The 22,123-nt window shown below is 58.9% G+C and carries 22 protein-coding genes; 11 read left to right on the top strand and 11 right to left on the bottom strand.

Annotated features, from left to right (window positions below):
- Positions 1-71: 71 nt before the first annotated feature.
- Positions 72-881: a polyhydroxybutyrate depolymerase gene (locus tag AACZ65_RS09825; RefSeq protein WP_339670376.1), complete on the top strand. Its 810-nt coding sequence runs from the start codon at positions 72-74 to the stop codon at positions 879-881.
- Between the two features lie 77 nt (positions 882-958).
- Here the strand turns inward: AACZ65_RS09825 and AACZ65_RS09820 are convergent, their stop codons facing one another.
- The 3 genes from AACZ65_RS09820 to AACZ65_RS09810 form a co-directional block, all read right to left on the bottom strand.
- Positions 959-1,201 carry a hypothetical protein gene (locus AACZ65_RS09820; RefSeq protein ID WP_339670374.1) on the bottom strand — a complete coding sequence of 81 codons (243 nt, stop codon included), beginning with the start codon at positions 1,199-1,201 and terminating at the stop codon, positions 959-961.
- Positions 1,202-1,358: 157 nt separating this feature from the next.
- Positions 1,359-2,201, bottom strand: a complete 843-nt coding sequence (locus AACZ65_RS09815; protein WP_339670372.1) for a phosphotransferase — start codon at positions 2,199-2,201, stop codon at positions 1,359-1,361.
- A 169-nt stretch (positions 2,202-2,370) separates the two neighbouring features.
- A complete protein-coding gene (locus AACZ65_RS09810) occupies positions 2,371-3,330 on the bottom strand; it encodes a DUF808 domain-containing protein (RefSeq protein WP_339670370.1) in 960 nt (319 codons plus the stop codon).
- Positions 3,331-3,565: 235 nt separating this feature from the next.
- Here AACZ65_RS09810 and AACZ65_RS09805 point away from each other — a divergent pair, with 235 nt between their 5' ends.
- The 5 genes from AACZ65_RS09805 to AACZ65_RS09785 all read left to right on the top strand — a co-directional run bounded on the left by AACZ65_RS09805 (position 3,566) and on the right by AACZ65_RS09785 (position 8,310).
- The gene (locus AACZ65_RS09805) at positions 3,566-4,057 is read left to right on the top strand and encodes an Lrp/AsnC family transcriptional regulator (protein ID WP_339670368.1); all 492 of its coding nucleotides are present in this window, start codon (positions 3,566-3,568) and stop codon (positions 4,055-4,057) included.
- A 159-nt stretch (positions 4,058-4,216) separates the two neighbouring features.
- Positions 4,217-5,359: a glycine cleavage T C-terminal barrel domain-containing protein gene (locus AACZ65_RS09800; protein WP_339670366.1), complete on the top strand. Its 1,143-nt coding sequence runs from the start codon at positions 4,217-4,219 to the stop codon at positions 5,357-5,359.
- Positions 5,360-5,388: 29 nt separating this feature from the next.
- Entirely contained in the window at positions 5,389-5,838 is a 450-nt protein-coding gene (locus tag AACZ65_RS09795) for an OsmC family protein (RefSeq protein WP_037270146.1), read from the top strand.
- 21 nt (positions 5,839-5,859) lie between these two features.
- Positions 5,860-6,660, top strand: a complete 801-nt coding sequence (locus AACZ65_RS09790) for an enoyl-CoA hydratase (RefSeq protein ID WP_339670364.1) — start codon at positions 5,860-5,862, stop codon at positions 6,658-6,660.
- Between the two features lie 3 nt (positions 6,661-6,663).
- A complete protein-coding gene (locus tag AACZ65_RS09785) occupies positions 6,664-8,310 on the top strand; it encodes an acyl-CoA synthetase (protein ID WP_339670362.1) in 1,647 nt (548 codons plus the stop codon).
- Here the strand turns inward: AACZ65_RS09785 and AACZ65_RS09780 are convergent.
- From AACZ65_RS09780 to AACZ65_RS09750, 7 genes are all read right to left on the bottom strand, one after another.
- Entirely contained in the window at positions 8,307-9,158 is an 852-nt protein-coding gene (locus AACZ65_RS09780) for an ATP-binding cassette domain-containing protein (protein ID WP_339670360.1), read from the bottom strand. The two genes, AACZ65_RS09785 and AACZ65_RS09780, sit on opposite strands and share 4 nt — an antisense overlap.
- Positions 9,155-9,994 (bottom strand): ABC transporter ATP-binding protein, encoded by an 840-nt coding sequence (locus AACZ65_RS09775; protein ID WP_339670358.1) that lies wholly within the window; start codon positions 9,992-9,994, stop codon positions 9,155-9,157. The genes AACZ65_RS09780 and AACZ65_RS09775 overlap by 4 nt, the downstream gene beginning before the upstream one ends.
- Positions 9,995-9,998: 4 nt before the next feature.
- On the bottom strand, positions 9,999-10,916 hold the full coding sequence (locus tag AACZ65_RS09770) for an ABC transporter permease subunit (RefSeq protein WP_339670356.1): 918 nt from the start codon (positions 10,914-10,916) through the stop codon (positions 9,999-10,001).
- Positions 10,913-11,920: an ABC transporter permease subunit gene (locus AACZ65_RS09765; RefSeq protein ID WP_037270151.1), complete on the bottom strand. Its 1,008-nt coding sequence runs from the start codon at positions 11,918-11,920 to the stop codon at positions 10,913-10,915. Before AACZ65_RS09765 ends, AACZ65_RS09770 begins: the two co-directional genes overlap by 4 nt.
- 71 nt (positions 11,921-11,991) lie before the next feature.
- Positions 11,992-13,536 (bottom strand): ABC transporter substrate-binding protein, encoded by a 1,545-nt coding sequence (locus tag AACZ65_RS09760; protein ID WP_102105877.1) that lies wholly within the window; start codon positions 13,534-13,536, stop codon positions 11,992-11,994.
- A gap of 127 nt (positions 13,537-13,663) precedes the next feature.
- Entirely contained in the window at positions 13,664-14,287 is a 624-nt protein-coding gene (locus AACZ65_RS09755) for a cupin domain-containing protein (protein WP_037270153.1), read from the bottom strand.
- Positions 14,288-14,433: 146 nt separating this feature from the next.
- Positions 14,434-15,549 (bottom strand): Xaa-Pro peptidase family protein, encoded by a 1,116-nt coding sequence (locus AACZ65_RS09750; RefSeq protein ID WP_339670353.1) that lies wholly within the window; start codon positions 15,547-15,549, stop codon positions 14,434-14,436.
- 501 nt (positions 15,550-16,050) lie between these two features.
- Here AACZ65_RS09750 and AACZ65_RS09745 point away from each other — a divergent pair.
- The 4 genes from AACZ65_RS09745 to AACZ65_RS09730 all read left to right on the top strand — a co-directional run bounded on the left by AACZ65_RS09745 (position 16,051) and on the right by AACZ65_RS09730 (position 19,394).
- Entirely contained in the window at positions 16,051-16,413 is a 363-nt protein-coding gene (locus AACZ65_RS09745) for a hypothetical protein (protein WP_146005668.1), read from the top strand.
- 73 nt (positions 16,414-16,486) lie between these two features.
- Entirely contained in the window at positions 16,487-17,584 is a 1,098-nt protein-coding gene (locus AACZ65_RS09740; RefSeq protein ID WP_339670350.1) for an ABC transporter substrate-binding protein, read from the top strand.
- Positions 17,581-18,636, top strand: a complete 1,056-nt coding sequence (locus AACZ65_RS09735) for an iron ABC transporter permease (RefSeq protein WP_339670348.1) — start codon at positions 17,581-17,583, stop codon at positions 18,634-18,636. Before AACZ65_RS09740 ends, AACZ65_RS09735 begins: the two co-directional genes overlap by 4 nt.
- Complete coding sequence (locus AACZ65_RS09730; protein ID WP_037270158.1) at positions 18,633-19,394, top strand: ABC transporter ATP-binding protein; 762 nt, start codon at positions 18,633-18,635, stop codon at positions 19,392-19,394. The genes AACZ65_RS09735 and AACZ65_RS09730 overlap by 4 nt, the downstream gene beginning before the upstream one ends.
- A 604-nt stretch (positions 19,395-19,998) precedes the next feature.
- Here AACZ65_RS09730 and AACZ65_RS09725 read toward each other — a convergent pair.
- The gene (locus AACZ65_RS09725; protein WP_037270159.1) at positions 19,999-20,889 is read right to left on the bottom strand and encodes a LysR substrate-binding domain-containing protein; all 891 of its coding nucleotides are present in this window, start codon (positions 20,887-20,889) and stop codon (positions 19,999-20,001) included.
- Positions 20,890-20,995: 106 nt separating this feature from the next.
- Here AACZ65_RS09725 and AACZ65_RS09720 point away from each other — a divergent pair, with 106 nt between their 5' ends.
- A complete protein-coding gene (locus AACZ65_RS09720; protein WP_339670344.1) occupies positions 20,996-22,096 on the top strand; it encodes a D-cysteine desulfhydrase in 1,101 nt (366 codons plus the stop codon).
- Positions 22,097-22,123: the final 27 nt, after the last annotated feature.

Raw genomic sequence — 22,123 nt, 5'->3', positions numbered from 1 at the left:
CCTGACACTCTTGTGACATGACATTTCAGGCGCGGTGCGTAGTCTGGTTTCAGCCACGTGTCGGAGATGTCATGCGTTCCCTGTTCTTCCTGCTGTGTTGTCTCTGGCCGGGGCTGCTGCACGCAATCGAGACAACCGAGGGTCGCTGTCACGGCGAAGTGCCCTGTCCCTTGGGGGACCGTTCCTATCACGTGCTAGAGCCTGATGGCTGGGACGGGTCGTCGCCCTTACCGGTTCTATTGCATTTTCATGGGTGGATGCGGCAAGGCACGGTCGTGGTCAAACATCCCCGCGTCGCGGGTGCCACACGGCGACGCGGCGTGCTGTTACTGGCCCCCAATGGCGAGGGCAGAACATGGAACTTCTGGACCTCCCAAACCGATGACGTGGCGTTTGCTGCCGCCGTGATCGAGGATGCCGCAAAACGCTATCCGATAGACCGCGCCCGCATCTTTGTCTCGGGCTATTCCTACGGATCCGCGATGGCTTGGCGATATGTATGTGAGAACGGCGACGGCGTTTCCGCTCTACTGGCGGTATCGGGCACCCTGCGCCAATCAGAACACTGCCAACAGGCCCCTCAAGAGATTCGTCACGTGCACGGCACCTCAGATACCGTCATGAACTTTCCGTTCGGTCCGGAGGGCGAGACGACATGGCCTGTCAAGCTCTGGCGGGACAGGCTGGGATGTGCAGAGCCCGGTGAGGGGCGTGGGGAATGGAGGGTGACAGAACCACTCAGCTTTCAGCGCATCACATGGGAGGACTGCGCCGAAGGCCGCGTAGTGCTTGATGTGCACAGCCGTGGCCATTTCATCCCGCGCGGTTGGATCGGCAGGCAACTGGACGAGCTACTGGCCTTGCCCCCGTCCTATCCTTGAAACAGCAAAAAACGGGCAATCTTGCCCGTTTTCTGTATCTCATATGTCGATTGTCGCCGAAACCGGCGCTACAAATATCAGTTGGTGGTCGTCGTGGAGGACGAACCGTCGCCACCCGAAGCGGCAACTGCGCCAACAATGATCGCACCTGCGACAACAGCCACAACGGTGCCGGTGCTCACGCCGAGACCAAGACCAACGCCCGCACCTTGGGTGGACACGAACGGATCAGCATTGGTCTTTGCTTCTTCAGCAAGAACCGGAGCAGCCGCGGAAACGGCCAGAGCGGCAGCGGCGACAAAAGTCGAAATCTTGTTCATTTTATTCTCCTATCCATTATGGACCATGACATCCCAAAAGGACTTAGGCTTGCTTATGCCATAGCTCAAGACTCAATGGAACCCGAATTTTCGCCATGCACCCATTCTCGCTGCTGAGAGATATAGTTGCAACGACCTGATTAATTTTTGTGCAAATTCAGATGTAAGCTGCGCTCATTGCGGCGATTTCCGCCTCTGTTCCTTCGCCAGCAGCGCGATCACCGCGCGAATCGAGCCAGAGACAATAAGCCGCCATGCGCCAATGGTAGAATGCAGCAAGCGATTGGTAGCGCCGAGTAATCTCTGGGTCGGGGTAAGTTGCCAGAAATCTCTGGCGCTCTCCCTCCGACAAGGGCGCACCGCGATAGGCCATTTGCATCGCGGGGGACAGAAACAGGGCGATATCCTCACACGGGTCACCAATCGCCGGACATTGCCAGTCTATCAGCCGCCAGTCCCCCGGATTTCCTACGATATTTCCGGCAACGGGATCGCCGTGCAGCAAGCACATTCTGCCGACAGGGGGAATCACCCCAGAGGGGCGAAAGCTCCAAACAGGCTTGGCTTTGACAGCAGGACAGTGGGACAGAATTTGTTCTGTCTGGCGCAGAAGGCCCTCGCTCCCATCCGGCACCGTGCGCAGATTCTCCGGTCCGGCCATGGCGTGGACCCGGTACAAAAGCGCGGCAATCTCTGACACCCCGGTTTGCCAGCTTTGGCCAGGGACATGCTGATAAATCACGCAATGCCCCTCTGCGGTGGCGAAATCATCCAACCATTTAGGGGCAAGGTTCAAATTGTCTAAATGCCGGAGACTGGCAACCTCTGCGCTTGCATCATTGGGAAAGAGGGGATTGTCCGAAACCTTCGCAAAGAGTTTGACAACAATGGACAGATCCTCGTCCTCGACTTTCCAACTTTGGTTCGTGCGCCCGCCCAAGAGGCGAGTCCAAAGGGCATCGGACAGGGCGAACCCGCGCCGCAACAGCGCGTCCTGCAACTCGGATTGCGTCATCTCAGCCGAGTCTTGTCTCAAAGGCTTTCACCATAACACCAAGGAAGGTTGAACAAGGCTAGAAGGAAGCGGGTGATCCTACAAGAGACGGTGTTCTGAGCGCCTCGAAAGATCGATACACCTGTGACCTGCTTTTGACGGGCGTGCAACAGAGTCACGATTTCTCAGGAAAGAGCCAGCCGGAAACCGGAACAATTGCTCGGGTGACAACCGGGATCAGCACGAGACCCGCAACCAGACCGACAACTCCGTCGAGCCCCGCCGTAACGCCCCAAGAGACAAGGTCGGGCAACGCGCCGGCTGCCTCTACCGCCCATTTTGCGGCATGCTTGATCTGCTCATAAGGCAGATGCCAGCCAAGTTCATGCAGGCCATGCACGAGGATGCTGCCCCCAACCCACAACATCGCAACTGTTCCAATGGCCCCAATCCCCGTCAACACACCCGGCATGGACCGGACAATGCCCCGCCCAAATGCCCGCGTGGCACCAAAGCGCCCGGTCGTACTCAGGTGCAGGCCGACGTCATCAGCCTTAACCAAGAGTGCCACGGCACCATAAACCAATATGGTTATGCCGATGGCCACCAAGCCCAAGGCCGCGGCCTGAATCCAAAAGGTGCCAATGTCGATTTGTGACAAGGCGATTGTCATGATCTCTGCGGACAATATGAAATCGGTCTTGATTGCCCCTTTCACACGCTGCTCTTCCAGATGCGCTGCCTCAAGGGTTTCGGCCTCCTGCGGGCCATGGTCCTTGTGTGGGATGATCAGATGCCAGACCTTCTCGGCGCCTTCAAAACACAGATAGGCCCCGCCAAGCATCAAGAGAGGTGTCAGTATCCAAGGCAAAAACGCATTCAACAAAAGCGCAGCAGGCAACAAGATCACCAGCTTGTTGAAAAACGAGGCGCGCGCGATTTTCCACACGATAGGTAACTCGCGCGCCGCAGGCAGTCCGGTGGCGTATTTCGGTGTGACCGCAGCATCGTCGATAATCACTCCGGCGGCCTTGGTTCCGGCCTTGCTCGCTTGCGCTGCAACATCGTCAAGTTGCGACGCGGCCAGCTTGGCGATAGCAGCCACATCGTCGAATAGCGCCAGTAATCCGCTCATGACTTTCTCCGCATGTGGTTGGGCCGCCCGTTCCTGACCTCTACCAAGGAACCGGCCCGACATTCAACGATCACGCGCCAGACCGGGACTAAGGCAAGGCAATCCTCGTCGTTTTTGGCGAGAAAGATGTTGCAATAAGACGAGGACGTGCGGATATGCGCGATACATTCGAGTGGTGCGTGCAACGCGCTGCGCGATGACCCATCGCCATCTTGTGACAAAGGGTTTCCAGGGGATGAAACGGCTCGGGCTTGATGCAACGGATATCCGCATTCTCAATGCGGTCCAACAGCATGGCCCCCTGAGCAAGACTCGGCTGGCTGAGATTGCCAATATCTCGCCGACCCCCTGTTGGGCACGTCTTGACCGTTTGAAGGCGGCGGGCTTTATCCGCGGGTATCACGCGAATATCGTGCTCGAAAAGATCTGCGATTCTACCGAGGTGGTCGTTACCGTCTCGCTCACACATCACCGCAAGGCGGATTTTGACCGGTTCGAGGGGTTCGTCCGCGGGCGCGACGAGATCACCGAATGTGTCGCCACCGGCGGCGGCATGGACTATGTGATGCGCGTCATCTGCCCCAGCCTTGCGCGGTTCCAGACCGTAATGGACGCCATGCTTGCCGGTGACTTGGGCATCGACCGCTACATGACCTACATCGCCACGCGGCGTGTCAAATCCGGGAAACCGAATCTCGCGCTTCTCACGGCAAAAGACAGCAAGTGATCCAACCGACCGCGCAGTCTGTCCGCGATTGAAAATCAGCCTGTTCAGTCTGCGCGGATCGCTTTTTCAGACCAAATCCCAGTGCCGTTTGGCCCTAGAAGATCGCCAGTTTCACACAGTCGGCCACGGTGGCGCGACGGAACAGCAAGGGCGAAAACCATGATGCAAGCAGACGACTTCGGCTTTGGCACCCAGATCCGTAAATCCCCCTATTTCGACGCCACCGTGCGGTGGGGGGCCAAGGGATTTTCGGTTTACAATCATATGTATATCCCGCGTGACTTTGGTGATCCGGAGCAGAACTTCTGGACCCTCGTGAACGACGCCATCCTCTGCGACGTGGCCGTAGAGCGCCAGGTCGAGATCACCGGCCCCGACGCTGCACGCTTTGTCCAGATGCTGACGCCACGCGACCTGTCGAAAATGGCCGTTGGCCAGTGCAAGTACATCCTGATCACCAATGCAGCGGGCGGCATTCTTAATGACCCGATCCTCCTGCGTCTGGCAGAAAACCACTTCTGGATTTCGCTGGCCGATAGCGACATCCTTCTTTGGGCGCAGGGTGTGGCCGTGCATTCCGGTATGGATGTGACCATCGGCGAACCGGACGTATCCCCCCTCCAATTGCAAGGGCCGAAATCGGGCCTGATCATGCAAGAGCTTTTTGGCGAGAGCATCCTCGATCTGAAATACTACTGGATGCGCGAAGTCGAACTGGACGGGATGCCCTTGATCGTATCGCGCACCGGCTGGTCGAGCGAATTGGGCTATGAGATTTACCTGCGCGACAGCGCCCATGGCGATGCATTGTGGGAGCGGATCATGGCGGCGGGGATGCCCCATGGTCTGAAACCCGGTCACACTTCATCCATTCGCCGGATCGAGGGGGGGATGTTGTCCTATCATGCCGATGCGGACATCAACACCAACCCCTATGAGCTGGGTTTGGACCGGTTGGTCAATCTCGATATCGAGGCCGAGTTCATTGGCAAGGCCGCGCTGCGCCGTATTCGTGGCGAGGGTCCGCGCCGCAAGCAGATTGGCCTGATCATCGACGCTGCGCCGCTTAAAGGACCGAACACCACGTTCTGGGCGATCAATGTTGCGGGGGCACAGGTGGGCAAGGTCACATCGGCCGTCTACTCGCCACGCTTGGAACGCAATATCGCTCTGGCGATGGTCGCAGCCGAGCATGCCAATATCGGCGCCGAGGTTGAGGTCGTGACCGGCCAGGGACCAGTGCGCGCTGTGATGGTGGAGCGCCCCTTCTACGACCCCAACAAGAAAATCGCCGCCGCCTGAGCGCGCCTAGTCAAGACGAGTCCTGATCCATGTCCGACCTCGCAATCGAGCTGCATTGGCAGCGCGCCGAACCTGTGCTGCACACTGGCAAATACTCCAACGCCCATACCGTGCAGTTCAACAACCACCATGATGTGCAAGTGGATGCCGCCCCGGATTGGGGCGGTGATCCCGCCCACACCAATCCTGAGCAGGCGCTCGCCTCGGCGCTGTCCAGTTGCCACATGATGACCTTTCTGGCCCTTGCGGCCAAGGCCGGTTGGCCGGTCGCCAGCTATCACGACTATGCCGTGGCCCATCTCGGTAAAAACCCCAAGGGGCAAATGTCCGTCACACGGATTGATCTGCATCCGGTGGTGCGGTTCGACACCGGCTTTGCGGTGGAGGACGCGCAGCTGGCAGAAATGCAGGACCGCGCGCATCGCTATTGCTTTATCGCCAACACGCTCGCCGAGAGCGTGGAGATCAACATTCTCTGACCCCTGAAAGGACGAGACCCCGTGCTAAAAAGCGATATCCTTCTTTCTAAGCTCGACGGCGACGGCATCCTGCGCCTGACGCTGAATGACGCAGGACGCCGCAACGCGCTGTCCGAGGCAATGCTGGCAGACCTGGGTCGCGCCTTTGCGGAGGCCGGGAATGATCCCGCGGTGCGGGTCATCGTTCTTGCAGCAAACGGGCCCGCGTTCTGCGCGGGCCATGACCTCAAGGAAATGACCGCGGGGCGGGCCGGGGCGGACCGGGGTCGCGCCTACTTCAGCAAGATCATGGCGCTCTGTTCAGGCGTAATGCAGGCCATCGTGAACTGCCCCAAGCCGGTGATCGCCGAGGTTACGGGCATCGCCACCGCAGCAGGCTGTCAGTTGGTGGCAAGCTGCGATCTGGCGATTGCGGCGGATACGGCGCAGTTCAGCACGCCAGGGGTGCATATCGGCCTCTTCTGCTCGACCCCGATGGTGGCCCTGTCGCGCAACGTGGCGGGCAAACATGCGATGGAGATGCTGCTGACGGGCGATATGATCCCAGCCGCGCGTGCGGCGGACATGGGGCTTATCAATCACGCCGTAGCACCGGATGATTTGCAGGCCGCCGCGATGACCATGGCGCGCAAGATTGCATCGAAATCGAGCATGACCCTCGCCACCGGCAAGCGCGCCTTTTACGCGCAACGCGAGATGACCCTGTCCGATGCCTATTCCTACGCCTCCGCCGTGATGGTGGACAATATGCTGGCGCGAGATGCCCAAGAGGGCATCGGTGCCTTTATCGAGAAACGCGCCCCCCAGTGGCAGGATGCCTGAGACATGAGCACGAACCCCTACAACACGGATCTTGATCGCAACCCCGCGAACCATCAGCCGCTGACGCCGCTGACGTTCTTGGAACGCGCTGCGACGGTGTTCCCGGATCACATCGCAATTGTGCATGGCCCCCTGCGCCGCAGCTATGCAGAGTTCTACCGGCGCTCGCGCCAGCTCGGCTCGGCGCTGAGCGCGCGGGGGATCGGGCGCGGAGATACCGTGTCAGTCATGCTGGCAAACACGCCCGCAATGCTGGAATGTCATTACGGCGTGCCGATGTGCGGCGCGGTGCTGCATTCGATCAACACGCGGCTAGACGCGGGCATCATCGCGTTTCAACTCGATCACGCCATGTCACAGGTCGTGATCGTGCACCGCGAATTCATGCCCCTGATGCAAGAGGCGCTGTCGCTTGCAACAGCCACCCCGCTCCTCATCCAATATGATGATCCGGAGTTCGCGGGGCCGGGCATCGCGACCGAGGCAGAAGATTACGACGCCTTCTTGTCGGCTGGCGATCCGGCCTATGACTGGCTGATGCCAGAGGATGAATGGGACGCGATTTCGATCAATTACACATCCGGCACCACAGGCGACCCCAAGGGTGTGGTCTCGCATCACCGGGGTGCGTATCTCTTGGCACAGGGCAATGCGCTGACCACCTCCATGGCCAAACATGCGGTCTACCTGTGGACCCTGCCGATGTTTCATTGCAACGGCTGGTGTTTCCCTTGGACGCTCTCGGCCATCATCGGCACGCATGTCTGCCTGCGTCAGGTGCGCGCCGAACCGATCTGGGAGGCGCTCGCACAAGAGCGCGTGACGCATCTTTGCGGCGCGCCGATTGTGATGTCGCTGATGATTTCCGCCCCCCAGAGCGTCAAACGGGCGCTTGATCACAGGGTCCAATTCTTCACCGCCGCGGCACCGCCCCCGGAAAAGCTCTTGGCCGACATGAAGGAGGCAGGGTTCGACGTGACCCATCTCTACGGGTTGACCGAGACCTATGGCCCGGCGGTCGTCAATGACTGGCACGACGGTTGGTCTACTCTGTCCTCTGCGGAACAAGCAAAGCTCAAGGCGCGCCAGGGTGTGCGATATCTGGCGCTCGAGGGTCTCGACGTGCTGGATCCAGAAACCATGGCCCCGGTGCCCCGCGACGGCGTGACCATGGGCGAGGTGATGTTTCGCGGCAATGTCGTGATGAAGGGCTATTTCCGCAACCCGAAAGCCACGCAAGAGGCCTTTGCCGAGGGCTGGTTCCATTCCGGAGATTTGGGCGTGCGGCATCCGGACGGATACATTCAACTCAAGGACCGCTCCAAGGATGTGATCATCTCGGGCGGCGAGAATATATCCTCTATCGAGGTGGAAGAGGCGCTCTATCGTCACCCGGCTGTGGCTGTGACGGCCGTGGTCGCCATGCCGCATGAAAAATGGGGCGAAACCCCTTGCGCCTTTGTCGAACTGGCCGAGGGTCAGGCGGCGGATGCGGAAACCCTGCGGGCCTGGTGCCGCGACCATCTGGCGCCCTACAAGGTGCCGGGACGCTTCGTGTTCACCACCATTCCCCGCACCTCGACGGGCAAGATCCAGAAGTTCCTGCTACGCACTCGCGCAAGGGAATTAGCGGAGCCCGAAGTGGTCTAACCTGCCCGTGCCGCCTTGCGGCGTTCAACCCGCGCGCGGATAGCCGCGACATCGGTCACCGGTGTCGCGGCAAAGAGCGCACGGGTATAGGGGTGTTGCGGATCAGCAAAAAGCGCCTCACGGCTGCCCTGCTCAACCGCCTCACCCTTGGAGATCACCATCACCTCATCGGCAATATAGCGCACCACCGAAAGATCGTGGCTGACAAACACATAGGTCAGGTCGAACTCATCCTGCAAATCGGCCAAGAGGTTGAGCACCTGCGCCTGTACTGAAAGATCGAGCGCCGAAACCGGTTCATCCAGCACAAGCAGCGAGGGGTTGAGCATCAGCGCGCGGGCAATCGCGATGCGCTGTCGCTGACCACCCGAGAACATATGCGGGTAGCGGTTGAAATGCTCGGGCTGCAGGCCGACCTTCTTGATCATCGCCTCGGCCCGGTCTCGCCGTTCCGAGGCGGGCATGTCGGTGTTGATCACAAGAGGTTCCATCAGCACATTGCCGATCTTCTGGCGGGGATTGAGGCTTCCGTAGGGGTTCTGAAACACCATCTGCACCTTGGAGCGCAGGGCCGGACCGGGGCGTTTTCGGGCGATATCGACGGGGTGGTCATCAATCCGCAACTCTCCGCCCAAGGGCGCATCAATCAGAGCGATGATGCGCGCGAGGGTAGATTTACCGGAACCGCTTTCACCAACGATGGCAAGGGTCTTGCCCTTGTCGACAGCAAAGTCGATGCCGTTGAGCGCGCGCACCTTGCCTGCGCGGGCAAAGAGACTGCCAGGCACTGCATAGTCCTGCACAATACCGCGACCTTCAACAACGGGGGCGAGGGACGTTGCGGTCATCGGGCGACCTCCTGCGAGAAGAAGTCTGAAACGGTGGGCAGGCGATCACCTGTTGCGTGCTCTGGCAAGGCCGAGAGCAACGCGCGAGTATAAGGGCTCTGGGGGGCTTCAAAGAGCGAGAGCACGTCGGCCTCCTCCATCTTTGTCCCCTGATATTGCACCACAACCCGGTCGGCTGTTTCGGCCACCACGCCCATATCATGGGTGATCAGGATCAGCGCCATGCCGAAGTCCTCTTGCAGTTTCATCAACAGATCGAGGATCTGTTTCTGGATGGTCACGTCGAGGGCCGTTGTCGGTTCGTCCGCGATCAAAAGACGCGGGTTCGAGGCGATGGCAATGGCGATCATCACCCGCTGGCACTGTCCGCCTGACATCTGATGCGGATAGGCGTCGATCTTGGTTTCAGGATCGGGAATGCCCACGGCACGAAACAGGTCGAGCGCGCGGGTACGGGCCTCGTGCCGTGAGAGCCCAAGGTTGAGGCGCAGCACCTCTTCAATCTGGAACCCCACGGTAAAGGACGGGTTGAGCGACGCCACAGGTTCCTGAAAGATCATGGTGATCTCGCGGCCAATGAGATGGCGCCGTTCCGTGGCGGACAGGTCAGAGATGTCGCGCCCGTCATAGGTCATCTCGTCAGCGGTAATTGTAGCTGTATCAGGCAAAAGGCCCATGACCGCCAGCATCGACACCGATTTGCCAGAGCCGCTCTCGCCCACGATGGCCAGAACCTCGCCCCGGTCGACATGCACGTCGATCCCGTCTACGGCGGTAAAGCTGCCGGTGGCGGTGGCGAATTTGACCGTCAGGTTCTTGATGTTCAGAAGCGCCATATCATCAACTCCGCTTCAGCTTGGGATCGAGCGCGTCGCGTAGCCCGTCGCCCATCAAGTTGATCGCCAACACCGAAATCAGGATGGCGAGACCGGGAAAGGTGACCACCCACCAAGCGCGCAGAATGAATTCCCGCGCCTCGGCCAACATGGTGCCCCATTCCGGCGAGGGTGGCTGCGCTCCCATCCCCAGAAATCCCAAAGCGGCGGAATCGAGCACTGCCGAGGAAAACGACAATGTGGCCTGAACGATCAGCGGCCCAAGACAATTGGGCAGGATGGTCTTGAACATCAGGCGCAGATTCCCCGCCCCCGCCACACGGGCAGCAGTGACATATTCGCGCTTCATCTCGGACATGACGGCCGCACGGGTCAGACGGGCAAAATGGGGCTGATAGACAATCGCGATGGCAATCATCGCATTGGTCAGCCCAGGTCCCAGCACCGCCACCAACACAAGTGCCAAAAGGAGCGAGGGAAAGGCCAAGATCACATCCATCATCCGCATGATGACATTGTCGATCCAGCCGCCAAAGAACCCCGCCAACAGCCCGATGATGATCCCCCCCACAAGCGCGATGGAAACCACGACAATGCCGATAAAGAGCGAGTATTGCGCCCCAAAGATCAGGCGCGAGAGCATGTCGCGCCCGACCGCATCGGTCCCCAGCAGAAATTGCGCATTGCCACCTTCGGCCCAGACGGGAGGCACAAGCAACGCTTCGCGGTACTGCGTGGTCGGGTCATGGGGGGCGATAATTCCGGCAAAGATCGCTGTTAGTACCAGCAGCACAAAGACCACCAGTCCGATCACAGCGCCCCGGTTCTGGCTGAAGTAGAACCAGAATTCAGCCAGCATGCGACGGCGGATCGCAGCATCGGACAGCTTCACCGGGGCGGCAAAGTTGGATGTCTCGCTCATTTCACACGAATCCTCGGGTTGATGAGGCCATAAGTCAGATCGACCAGCAGGTTGACGATCATAACGAGCGCCGCGATGAGCAGGAGGCCGGATTGCACCACCGGATAATCCCGGCGCGAGATGGAATCGATCATCCATTTGCCTATGCCGGGCCAGGAAAAGATCGTCTCGGTCAGAATGGCACCGGCCATCAGCACCCCGATTTGCAGACCGATGGTGGTGACCACCGGCACCATCGCATTGCGCAGCGCGTGGATGCCGATGACGCGGTATTGTGGCATGCCCTTGGCGCGAGCGGTGCGGACATAATCCTCGCCCATGACCTCAAGCATGGCAGAGCGGGTCTGACGGGCGATGACCGCAAGCGGAATCGTGGCCAGCACCAGCGACGGCAAGATGAGATGGCTCAGCGCCGAGGTGAACGCCCCCTTCTGCCCCGAGAGCAGGCTGTCAATCAGCATGAAGCCGGTGACATTTGGGAAATAGTACAGCAGGCTGATACGCCCCGACACCGGCGTCCAACCGAGAATGCCTGAGAAAAAGATGATGAGCAGCAGCCCCCACCAGAAAATCGGCATGGAAAAGCCGACAAGGGCAAGCGTCATGGAAATCTGGTCGAACCAGCTCCCGCGCTTGATGGCGGCAAATACGCCCACGGTAACGCCAATCACAGTGGCGATGATGATGGCGCACAGGCCCAGTTCGACAGTCGCGGGAAACAGGGTCAGGAACTCGTCCAGCACGGGTTTCTTGGTCACGAGCGAATTGCCCATGTCCCCCTGCAAGAGCCGCCCGAGAAAATCGAAATACTGGAGCACGATGGGTTGATCATAACCCAGTTGCGCGCTGAGTTCCGCATGCCGTTCGGGGGTCACACCCCTCTCGCCCGCCATCAAGAGCACCGGATCGCCGGGCAGGATGCGCACAAAGCTGAAGGCGATGATGGTGATCCCGATAAAGGTCGGGATCAGGTAAAGAAACTTGGACAGGATGAATCGGATCATGCGCCGCTTTCCTTTGAAAACGCGCGAGGGCTGTGCCCCCGCGCGTCCGGTTTCAGATCAGACTGATCCGTTCATTCGGCAATGTCGACAGTCTCGAAGGTGAAGTCGCCCAAGGGGCTCATCACAAAGCCCGACACCTTGTTCGACATCGGCACATACTGGGTCGAATGCGCGATGGTGAACCACGGGGCCTGGTCCTTGAAGATCACCTGCGCCTGTTCATAGAGCGCGGTCCGTTCTGCCGGATCGGCAGTGATCTTGGCATCCTTCAGCAGCTTGGAGAAATCTTCGTTGCACCAAAACGCGCGGTTGGCACCGCCAGGCCCGGCGGAATCGCAGGACAAGAGTACCGACAGGAAGTTGTCGGGATCGCCATTGTCCCCGGTCCAGCCCAGCATCACCGCACCGTCGCGGCCGGGTTCCATCGACTTTTGCAGATATTCGCCCCACTCATAGGACACGATCTCGACCTTGACGCCGACCTTGGACAGGTCCTCTTGCATCAACTCGGCAGAACGGCGGGCATTGGGCATGTAGGGACGCTGTACCGGCATCGCCCAGATTTTCATCGAGAGGTCGGTCACGCCCTCTTCCTCAAGCATCTTCTTGGAGGCTTCGGGATCATAGGGATCGTCGACGATCGACTCGTTATAGGACCACATGGTCGGCGGGATCGGGTTCTTGGCCGGGGCAGCCGCCCCCTGAAAAACGGCATCCACGATGGCATTCTTGTTGATCGCCATGTTCAGCGCCTTGCGGACGCGCGCGTTGTCAAACGGGGCGACTGTGGTGTTATAGGCCAGATAACCCACGTTCAGACCGGCCTGCTCATCCAGTTTGAGGTTAGGATCGGCTTTGATGGTCTCGATATCCGCTGGGGCCGGATAGGGCATCAGGTGGCATTCACCAGCCTTGAGCTTTTGCAGACGCACGGCGGCGTCAGGGGTGATGGCAAAGACCAGATCGTCAATGATCGCGCCTTCTCCCCAATAGTCGGCGTTCTTCGTGTAGCGGATCACCGCGTCCTTTTGATAGGCCACGAACTTGAACGGGCCGGTGCCAATGGGCAGGTTGTTCAGATCTTCCTTGGTCCCTGCGGCATCGAGCGCATCGGCATATTCCTTGGACACGATCGAGGCGAAGGGCATCGCGATATTGGCGAGGAAAGGCGCCTCGGGCTGGTTCAAGGTGAACTTGACCGTATAGTCGTCGATCTTCTCAATGGATTTGATCAGGTCAGGCATCGCCATGGAGGTGTAATACTCGTAGGTCACACCCGCGATATACTGATGCCACGGATGGTCGGCAGATCCTTGACGCTCGTAAGAGAAAATCACGTCATCAGCGTTGAAGTCGCGGGTGGGCGTGAACTTGTCATTCGAGTGCCACTTGACGCCCTCGCGCAGATGGAAGGTGTATTCGGTTCCGTCCTCGGACACGTCCCAGCCAGTCGCAAGGCCGGGCACGACCTCGGTCGTGCCTTTCTTGAACTCGGTCAGGCGGTTGTAGATCGGATGCGCCGAGGCATCGAACGTGCCGCCTGCGGTAAAGGGCGCAGGATCAAACCCCTCTGGCGAGGCTTCGGAGCAATAGACAAAGGTTTTAGCCTCGGACATCGTGGCGGTCAGCGCCAGTGCAGAAGCGCAGAGCAGTAGGTGTTTCACGTAAGATCTCCTTGTTGGATTTGGTGAGGAATACGCCGGTTGTCCCGGCTGGTGCCCGAGCCGCATACCGCGATGCCGATCAGGGGATGTCTGGTTTTGATGTGTCCGTGCCGGTGCGCGGCACATAGGACGAAGGGGTCGCGCCATGCAGCATCTTGCCGGTCCAGAGCAGACGCGCCCGAGTATCGCTGGCGTTGGACCAAGAGTGCGGATGCTGGCCCAGATAATGCATGCTATCCCCGGCACAGAGCAGAAATTGCTGCCCGTTGACCACTTGCAAAATCTCGCCCTCGAGCACAAAGATCAGCTCTTCACCGGAATGTTGCACGGTCTCGGACTCATACCCAGGCGGCACATTGAGAATGAACGACGTCAGTTCATGCCCGGGAAATTCCGCGCCGATCTGTTCATAGATGATCGAGGTGCCGGAAATAGAGAACTGCGGGCGCGTGGCTGCGCGGGTCACGCTATCCGCCTGCCTCGGCGTGGCGATGAAATGGTCGATGCCGACATCCAGCGCCGCCGCAATTTCTGCCAGCGTGCCCAGAGTGGGCACGGCATTGTCGCGTTCGATCTGGCTAAGATAGCTCACAGATACTCCACATCCGTTGCTGAGATCCTGCAAGGTCATCGACAAGAGTTGCCTGCGTTTTCTTATGCGACGCCCCAGGGCGAGTGGCGCGCCGGCAGGTGTATTGGTCATCGGCGTCCTTGGGTCAGAAGGCGTTTCTTGATGCTCACCTCAGACGAAATGTAAAAGCATTGCAACAAAAATTTTTCCATCTAGAAAAGTTTTTGCCACCGAATCGGACCTATGCCGCTCCGCACCCAGAGGAGGATGCTGAAGCGTCATCCAATCACTGGACGCACAATCAGATCACGCGGCATATCCGAAAAAACCTCAGCCCCATCGGACCGCAGGATCACGATTTCCTCAAGCCGGAGCCCAAAACGGCCCTCGAGATAAATGCCCGGTTCGATGGAAAAGACATTGCCAACTGACAGCGGCGTTTCAGAGGTTGCAGTGATGTACGGCGGTTCGTGAATGTCGATACCAAGCCCGTGGCCCGTGCGGTGCAAAAAGCGGTCGCCATAGCCTGCAGCGGTGATCACATCACGCGCCGCCTTGTCGACATCTCGCGCCAATGCTCCGGGATGCGCCGCGTCGAGCGCGGCCCGTACAGCCTGATCCACCACCGTGAAAACCTCGGTGTAGGTGGTGTCCGGCGCACCAAAAAATCCGCATCGCGTCATGTCAGACGGATACCCATTCAGGCGGCAGCCGGTATCGAGCAGTACAGGCATGTCGCGCTCCAGCCGCGTCGCTCCGGGCGTATGGTGCGGAAACGCCCCAGAGGGGCCAAAACAGACAGAACAAAACTCCAGCGTCGCGCCGTGTGCCCCGTAAAATTCCTGAATGACTTGCACCAAGTCGCGCTCGGTCATGCCAATGCGGAGCGCGTCAAATGCGGCCTCAACCGCCCGATCATTGAGCAGATGTGCCGCTTTGATTGCGTCGAATTCCGCGGCGTCTTTGCAGGCACGTAGCGCACCAACAGTATCGTCGGTAAACCGTCGGTTCGGGGCCTGAAGATGGTCCAGCAGCAACAGTGAGAAATCCGTACGCATGGTTTCATCGAGCACAACCGAGAGGCCAGGACGGGTTGCATTACAGGCGCTCAGAATGTCTTGCAGAGCCGCATGCGGACCTTCGTCATCCCTCCACATATGAAATGGCAAATCGGTGGACTGCCGCGCCGAGGCGGAATTGAGCGAAGGCATGAGAAACCCGGCATAATCGCGTGTGATCAACAGCATTACGGGCCGCTCGTCGCCATGCGGATGCACGTCCGAGAGCCACGCCATATGGCTCGACGGCCCAAGGACCACAAGATCGGAGCCGGTCACCTCCATACGGGCGCGTAGGTTTGCGAGGCGGGACTGGGCGAGGGGAAAGGCGGTCATGACGGCTCCTGCCAACTAGAGGCACCGATCGACAGGCGGACTCGCAGACACCATGCCCGGAGAATCGTCGCGGCTTGCCTTGACCATAGAAGACAATTTCAGGCCTCACACCCGTCTTCTGGCGGCGAACACTGAAGGCGGGCGCGCAGCCTGTCTATACAAACTTCCATCAGCAGAACAATCATAAAGCTCGCGAGGATGATCATCGAAGCATTGCGATATTGAAAGAGGCGAAACGCGACCTCGAGGTCCTGCCCGACCCCCCCGCATCGACCTGCCCCAACGGCATCGCCAACTGCGCCGGGGCCAGCCGCACCGCGCCTACTCCGCGCATGGGCGAGAGAAAGCGGCCCTTTTCCAGCACTCTGTAATAAAGGCAGAAGCCCTGCCCATCCCAATGCGGGAGCTTCAGCTTGTCACCCCGCTCCGGACTTGAGCCGTCCTCCTGTTTTGGATTTGCGTCTTGATAGTGGTATGGTAGTCAACAGCATGGTGAAGACGATGTTCGTAGTGCTTTTCAAGGCCGCGATGGTCTGGATGGTGGCGATCAGCCTCTTGGCGATAGGTTTTGCCCACCGCCCGATCCCAAATGCCGCGCAGATTGGTCAGGCGGTGTATTTGGCCGAATTCGGCCCGACTGCGGTTGATCTCTGCGCGGAGTCGGGCGACGAGGATAGTGGACTGGTCATGGGCGACTGCCCTGCCTGTCACTTGGCGGGGTCAATACTGCTTCTGGAACCCTTCCTGAGCTTCATCGACATTGAACTGCGCGCTACCGCAGCCATCCTTGTCCCGGCACATATGCATGGTCTTGGTCGAACCACCAACCCTGCAACACCGGTCCGTGCACCCCCTCTGGCTTGATCGCCAAAACTTTTCGCCGATCAAGTCAACTTGCTGCGCCTTTGATGCGCCAGCATTACCCGAGGGTAATAGTATGAGATTCCTATTCAAACTCCTTGGTCTTGGCGCGCTTGCCTTGACCACCGCCTTGCCCGCTTGGGCCGAAATCACCCTGACCGACCTCAAGGGCCGAACGGTCACTTTGGCCGATACACCTGATCGGATTCTGCTCGGCTTTTATTATGAAGACTTCATTGCGATCACAGGTCCGGGCGGCATCGACAAGGTCGTTGCGATCTCCCGCACGCCTTGGGCGGAATGGCGCCCCATGCAGTGGGAGGCTTATAAGGCAGTCTATCCGCAGATCGATGCACTTCCCGATGTCGGTGATACTGAAAGCAGCACTTTTAGCGTGGAAGCCGCCATCGCAGTCAAACCGGATGTCGCGATTTTGGCGGGTTGGCAGTTTGATGCCCTTGGTGAGGGCATTGCACAGCTGGAGGCCGCAGGAATTCCTGTTGTCGTGGTGGATTATAACGCCCAGACACTGGAGGCGCATCTGGCCTCGACCAGAGTAATTGGCTCGCTGATGGGCACTGAAGATCGGGCCGAGGCCTTGGCCAGACACTACGAAAGCATGATCACCGATACGATCGCAAGGGTCATCGCCGCAGGCGGCGCGCCGAAGAAGGTCTATGTCGAACTGGCCAGAAAAGGCCCTGCCGAGGTTGGTAACTCCTATGGCAAAGGTATGTGGGCGGGCGTGATTGATCTGGTCGGCGGGGCGAACATCGCGAAAGGTCGGATTGAAAACTGGGGTCCGCTGGCACCTGAATTCGTTCTGGCCGAGCAGCCCGAAGTCATCCTTCTTGCCGGGTCGGAATGGATGAACGCACCAGAGGCTGTGCGGATAGGCTTCGGGGCTGATGCAGCCGCGGCGCAGCAAAGTATGGCAGCGTATTTGACACGTCCAGGCTGGGCAGAACTTCCGGCTGCGAAATCGGGCGAGGTTCATGCTATCTACCACGGCGGCGCAAGGTCCTTGTCGGACTTCGTCTTTGCCCGTTATCTGGGCAAGGTCTTGCACCCGGAGGCTTTCGTCGATGTGAACCCGCAGGCCGAGCTTGCCGCCTATTATGCAAAATGGCTGCCCATCCCACTTGATGGGATCTTCGTGCAAAAACTGCAATGACGGTTGCCGTAACGACCTCTGGCGGGCTTTATGCCCGCCAGATCAGGGCGCGCATGACGGCACTTCTCGGGGCTGCCATATTGCTTTGCGCCCTGCTTGCAGCCGACCTGGTCACGGGACCATCGGGCATGTCGCTGGCCGATCTGAACAAGGCCCTTTGGGCAGGCCCCGCAGGTGAAGATCGCGGCGCCGCTGCCATCCTGTGGCAAATACGCTTACCACAAAGCATCATGGCAGCGCTGGTCGGCGCTTCGCTTGGTCTGGCCGGATTGATGATGCAAACCATCCTGAACAATCCCCTTGCCAGCCCATTCACCCTTGGGTTTTCCGCTGCCGCCGGTTTCGGTGCAGCCCTTTCGATCCTGGTCGGCGGGCTGATGGGGTTGCCGCAATGGCTGCAAACCCCGATTGCCGCATTTGTCATGACCCTTGCCGCCGCCATGCTGATTTACCTTGTTGCACGTGTCAAAGGAGCCGCACCGGAGGTGTTGGTGTTGGCAGGCATTGCAGTCTTGTTCTTCTTTCAATCGCTGCAGTCGCTTGCGCAGTTCATGGCTTCGCCAGAGGTCTTGCAACAGATTGTCTTCTGGCTGTTCGGCAGCCTGTTGAAGGCCAGTTGGACCTCGGTTCAAGTGTGCGGCACAATCTTGCTGGTGTGCCTGCCGCTGGTTCTGCGCGATGCTTGGAACCTGACCTCGCTCCGTATGGGCGATGACAACGCTGCCAGCCTTGGGCTGGACGTCAACCGCTTTCGGAGACGGAGCTTTCTGTTGGTCGCTGCGCTGACCGCAGGGGCTGTCTGTTTCACCGGCACGATTGGTTTTGTCGGACTGATCGCCCCCCACATCGCGCGTGCGTTCGTCGGCGAAGATCACCGCTTTGCCTTGCCGACCGCCGCGCTAATGGGAGCGATCATCCTAGTTGCGGCGTCTGTTGTCGGCAAGCTGATCTCGCCCGGTGCGATCATTCCTGTAGGCATCATCACCGCCATTGCAGGTGTTCCGATGTTGATGGCTGTGATCCTGACGCTCAAACCAGCGGGGACGAGATGACCCTAAGTGCCAACCTGCCTGCCGCATTCAAGGGGCGCACCCAAATCCTGCATCCATTGCAAATTGAAGTCCCCGCGGGCCAAGTGCTCGGAGTGATCGGCCCGAACGGTGCTGGAAAATCCACTCTTCTGCGCAGTCTTGCCGGTATCGAGAAACTGCACGCGCATTGGAACGGTGTGACGCTACCCCGAGACCAGATCGGTTACATGCCGCAAGCCTTTCAGACGAACGTGCGTCTGTCGGTGTTGGAGGCCGTTCTTCTCGGCAAGCGCGAAGCCCTTGGCTGGCGCGTTGCCCCGGCCGATCTGGACGCGGCGGCAAGGGTATTGTCAGAGCTTGGGTTGTCCCATCTGGAAGACCGTAACGTGGACCGGCTTTCCGGCGGCCAGCAACAAATGATCTGCGTGGCGCAACGTCTTCTCCGCGCACCCCGTCTCTTGATTTTAGACGAGCCGACATCGGCGCTCGACCTGCACCACCAACTGGTGATCTTGCGGCATCTCAAGACCGATACACAGAACAGGCAAGCAGCCACCATCATGGCATTACATGACCTGACACTAGCGGGCCGGTTTTGTGATCAACTTCTGGTGCTGAAGAATGGCAAGGTTGTCGCTTTCGGCCCGAAACATGATGTCCTCTCGGAACAGCGCGTCGCCGAATGCTGGAACGTGTCGGTCGAGGTGATGCAAGCGCGGGACGGGTGTCCTGTGATCGTACCTCACGAACATGGTTTGGCGGTCGGAAAGCGAACATGACGAACGTCAACTCTGGGCAACCCCAGAGTAGTACAGGACGACGTCGCAATCGCTTGGTTTGATGAGTTCCTCTCCGTCCGTTGGACAGTATCTGGGGGTGACTCAAGCTACTCTTTGCACCTTCTGGCGAGGTTGCGGCGCATTTTTCTCAGCCAATAGACCACATCAAGTGGCCTACCACCAAGGTCTGAGTGTGGCCGTTGGAGGGTATAGAAAGCCATCCGTTTTGTGATGCGTACCTTTGTTTTCAACCCGGCCTCCTAGGCGTGCAGGTAGACGCATTTGCATTTCAGGGTCCGTCAGAGCCGCTCGATGAAGATGTTTTCGAAGAACCCGCCGGCCCCATCCATCGAGATGCGAACACTGGATAGGTACAGCCTGTCAGTACAGGCGAAGGACGTGAACTGGCTGCCCCATCCGTATTCATGTTCTCAGCCGGACCACTGGCCTTTTGTATTGCCTCGTTCTGCACTCCGACACAGATTTCGACCTCCAGCGTGTTCGATTTCCGCGACATTGCCCCGCACTTTGCGGCACTCTCTTATGCGACATCAACTCGCCTGTAGATGCGCCGGAAATATCCGACCCAGAAGCTGCTCTGGCTTTATGTCCCAAAAACGCTTTTTCGCAGGCCACAAAGTTGCATGGAGACTGAGTCGGTTGGTCGAGCAAAGAGCGATATGCGCAGGGGCAAGGTTTCAGTATCCCCATTACACACGAGTAAGGCACCGCTTTGGACTTCGCTATAGACAAGGCTCATCGGTAACCAAGCCAGAGCAAAACCCATCAAGACTATTTCCTTGATGCCGACGGTAAAGGCGCTCTCGGCAAAGATTGCACCCGTATGGCTGGAATAGGAGGTGCTTGCCCCGGCGAGCATTTCGGCGAAAAAGGTCCCGGGGGGATAGCGGATCATCGGTGTATCTGGCGGAGCGACCCCCTTGGGGCTTAAGGCAAAGCGCAGTGGTCCGCCAACCACAGGGACAAGCCTGTCCCGGCCCCAAGTCGCACGGACAATACTGTCATCGAAGGGCATCGGAGCACCGCCATCGCGCTCATAGCACATCAGCAGCGAGGCCTCACCGCTCAGGAACAACGAGATGCAATCATTATGGTTCGCGGCTCTGAGGCGAAAATCGACACCTTGGTGCTCTGCGCGCGCACCGGCTGCGAAATCGGGAAAGATCGAAACGATCAATGAATGCTGTGCCGCGACCGTCACGGTCGATCTGCCGGGTTCATATCCGGCGATGCGCTGGCGAAATGCCTGAATGTGGCCCGCCAAAGCCTGAAGCTCGGTTGTGTTTTCGGACAGGGCCGGTTCGATGTCCACGCGATTGGCGGCACGCTTGACGATCGGACGACCCAGCCAGTGTTCGAAGCTTTGAATACGTCGTGAAAAGGCCGGTTGCGTGATGTTCCGGCGCTGTGCGGCACGGCTCATATTGCCTTCTTCCAGAAGCACAAGAACGTCGTCGAAGATGCTTAGGTCCATTAACTCTCCTTTACCCATACCCTTAGTATGAGCACTCTAAGAGAATAGCATTTTCCAATGGCATTAAAGGGAGTTTAGCCTTGGCTTTACATTGGGTGAGGGATTTATGGACAATGCAGGCGTTTCCGCGACGGTTCAGCGAAGCCAGCAGCGCGTTTGGCCTTCTGTCGCGCGCAGAAAGGACCTGGCAAGCGCGCTTGCGGCCTTTCCCAGAGTGCGTCTTGGGCATTTCCCGACACCACTAGAACCCATGGACCGTCTGACCGAGCATTTGGGCGGACCCCGCTTCTGGGTAAAGCGCGATGATTGCACAGGCTTGTCCTCAGGCGGCAACAAGACCCGCAAGCTCGAGTTCCTGATGGCAGACGCATTGGGAGAGGGTGCGGATACGATCATTACCCAAGGCACCACCCAATCCAATCACGCGCGCCAGACAGCAGCTGCGGCGGCACGACTGGGCATGGCCTGCCATATCCTACTCGAAGATCCGACCGGCTATGCCGACCCAGAATACACGCTGAACGGAAATGTGTTTCTTGACCGGCTTCATGGCGCAACAGTGGCCATGCGGAGGAGCGGCGCCGACATGGCGGCAGAGATGGAGCTTCTGGCGGTAGAACTTCGCGCCGCCGGCCGGAAGCCTTATGTCATTCCGGGAGGAGGCTCGAACAGCACCGGTGCTCTTGGTTACGTGAATTGCGCCTTGGAACTTTGCGAACAGTCCGCGACCATGGGGTTGAAGATCGATGCATTGATCCATGCCACGGGCAGCGCTGGCACCCAAGCGGGCTTGGTGGCTGGCCTTGCGGCGCTGGAAAGTGACATCCAGCTTCTCGGAATTGGCGTTCGGGCACCTCAGGACAAGCAGGAAAGCATGGTCTTTGAGCTTGCGAAACGCACCGGTGCACGCATCGGCTATGGAGAGGCCATCCGTCGTGAAGATGTAAGGGTCAACTGCGATTACGTGGGTGCGGGATATGGTATTCCCACGCAAGGCATGGTCGAAAGCGTCAGGCTTTTAGCAGAGCTTGAAGGTCTGCTGTTCGATCCGGTCTATTCCGGCAAAGGGCTTGACGGTCTGATTGATCTGACCCGAAGGGGCGCCTTTGGCGACATGCAGAATGTCGTATTTCTGCATACCGGCGGATCTGCCGCGCTCTTGGGATACCCCGAGGCGTTTGATCTACCGGGCTACCAGATAAACTAACCATCAACGAAAAGAGGGAGAACTTGA

The organism is uncultured Roseovarius sp. (genome assembly GCF_963972555.1).
GTDB lineage: Bacteria > Pseudomonadota > Alphaproteobacteria > Rhodobacterales > Rhodobacteraceae > Roseovarius > Roseovarius mucosus.
This window is presented reverse-complemented; position numbering and strand designations above follow the sequence as displayed.

Coding starts and splice junctions, on each gene's coding strand:
- AACZ65_RS09825 (WP_339670376.1), top strand. CDS start 72: ATGCGTTCCCTGTTCTTCCTGCTGTGTTGTCTCTGGCCGGGGCTGCTG.
- AACZ65_RS09820 (WP_339670374.1), bottom strand. CDS start 1,201: ATGAACAAGATTTCGACTTTTGTCGCCGCTGCCGCTCTGGCCGTTTCC.
- AACZ65_RS09810 (WP_339670370.1), bottom strand. CDS start 3,330: ATGAGCGGATTACTGGCGCTATTCGACGATGTGGCTGCTATCGCCAAG.
- AACZ65_RS09805 (WP_339670368.1), top strand. CDS start 3,566: ATGAAACGGCTCGGGCTTGATGCAACGGATATCCGCATTCTCAATGCG.
- AACZ65_RS09800 (WP_339670366.1), top strand. CDS start 4,217: ATGATGCAAGCAGACGACTTCGGCTTTGGCACCCAGATCCGTAAATCC.
- AACZ65_RS09795 (WP_037270146.1), top strand. CDS start 5,389: ATGTCCGACCTCGCAATCGAGCTGCATTGGCAGCGCGCCGAACCTGTG.
- AACZ65_RS09785 (WP_339670362.1), top strand. CDS start 6,664: ATGAGCACGAACCCCTACAACACGGATCTTGATCGCAACCCCGCGAAC.
- AACZ65_RS09780 (WP_339670360.1), bottom strand. CDS start 9,158: ATGACCGCAACGTCCCTCGCCCCCGTTGTTGAAGGTCGCGGTATTGTG.
- AACZ65_RS09775 (WP_339670358.1), bottom strand. CDS start 9,994: ATGGCGCTTCTGAACATCAAGAACCTGACGGTCAAATTCGCCACCGCC.
- AACZ65_RS09770 (WP_339670356.1), bottom strand. CDS start 10,916: ATGAGCGAGACATCCAACTTTGCCGCCCCGGTGAAGCTGTCCGATGCT.
- AACZ65_RS09765 (WP_037270151.1), bottom strand. CDS start 11,920: ATGATCCGATTCATCCTGTCCAAGTTTCTTTACCTGATCCCGACCTTT.
- AACZ65_RS09760 (WP_102105877.1), bottom strand. CDS start 13,536: ATGTCCGAGGCTAAAACCTTTGTCTATTGCTCCGAAGCCTCGCCAGAG.
- AACZ65_RS09755 (WP_037270153.1), bottom strand. CDS start 14,287: ATGACCAATACACCTGCCGGCGCGCCACTCGCCCTGGGGCGTCGCATA.
- AACZ65_RS09750 (WP_339670353.1), bottom strand. CDS start 15,549: ATGACCGCCTTTCCCCTCGCCCAGTCCCGCCTCGCAAACCTACGCGCC.
- AACZ65_RS09745 (WP_146005668.1), top strand. CDS start 16,051: ATGTTCGTAGTGCTTTTCAAGGCCGCGATGGTCTGGATGGTGGCGATC.
- AACZ65_RS09740 (WP_339670350.1), top strand. CDS start 16,487: ATGAGATTCCTATTCAAACTCCTTGGTCTTGGCGCGCTTGCCTTGACC.
- AACZ65_RS09735 (WP_339670348.1), top strand. CDS start 17,581: ATGACGGTTGCCGTAACGACCTCTGGCGGGCTTTATGCCCGCCAGATC.
- AACZ65_RS09730 (WP_037270158.1), top strand. CDS start 18,633: ATGACCCTAAGTGCCAACCTGCCTGCCGCATTCAAGGGGCGCACCCAA.
- AACZ65_RS09725 (WP_037270159.1), bottom strand. CDS start 20,889: ATGGACCTAAGCATCTTCGACGACGTTCTTGTGCTTCTGGAAGAAGGC.
- AACZ65_RS09720 (WP_339670344.1), top strand. CDS start 20,996: ATGGACAATGCAGGCGTTTCCGCGACGGTTCAGCGAAGCCAGCAGCGC.